The following is a 541-nucleotide window of genomic DNA, read 5'->3' as shown; positions in this document are numbered from 1 at the left end:
ATCGTTGCAATGCCAGATCGATGTCTCGACCAAGGTTGCCAAGGCGCACCCAATCCACGCTGAACTCTCTAGCAGGCCGTTGAAATACCTCGACCGATTCGTCACGATATAGCCACCCTGATCCCGAGACGCGAAGACCGCATGCGAGGCGCCGACAGCTACAACGAATCCCTGTTCAGCACCGTGAGGCTGGAGGAATTCGTACCGCAGACCCATCCGCTGCGGCCGATCCGGACGTGGATGAACGAAGCGCTGTCGAAGATGGATACGAAGTTCTCGGCGATGTACGAACCGGATATCAAATGCGGCCGGCCGAGCATCGCGCCAGAGAAACTGATGCGGGCGATGCTGCTTCAGGTGCTGTACAGCATTCGCAGCGAGCGGCAACTGGTCGAGCAGATCTCGTACAACCTGCTGTTCCGTTGGTTCGTCGGCCTGTCGATCGAGGACACGGTGTGGAATCACTCGGTGTTCACCAAGAACCGGGATCGGCTGATCGAGTTCGATGCGGTGACTGACCTGTTCAATGCGACGGTAGAAA

Annotated in this window: 1 protein-coding gene; it reads left to right on the top strand. The window is 57.7% G+C overall.

The window, feature by feature from the left end; all coding sequences use genetic code 11:
* Nucleotides 1–141 precede the first annotated feature (141 nt).
* On the top strand, nt 142–541 hold a 400-nt coding region (locus HWX25_RS32860), incomplete at its 3' end, for a transposase (protein ID WP_175912757.1).

The sequence above is a fragment of the Burkholderia sp. BCC1640 genome (assembly GCF_902833125.1).
Classification (GTDB): domain Bacteria; phylum Pseudomonadota; class Gammaproteobacteria; order Burkholderiales; family Burkholderiaceae; genus Burkholderia; species Burkholderia diffusa.
This window is presented reverse-complemented; position numbering and strand designations above follow the sequence as displayed.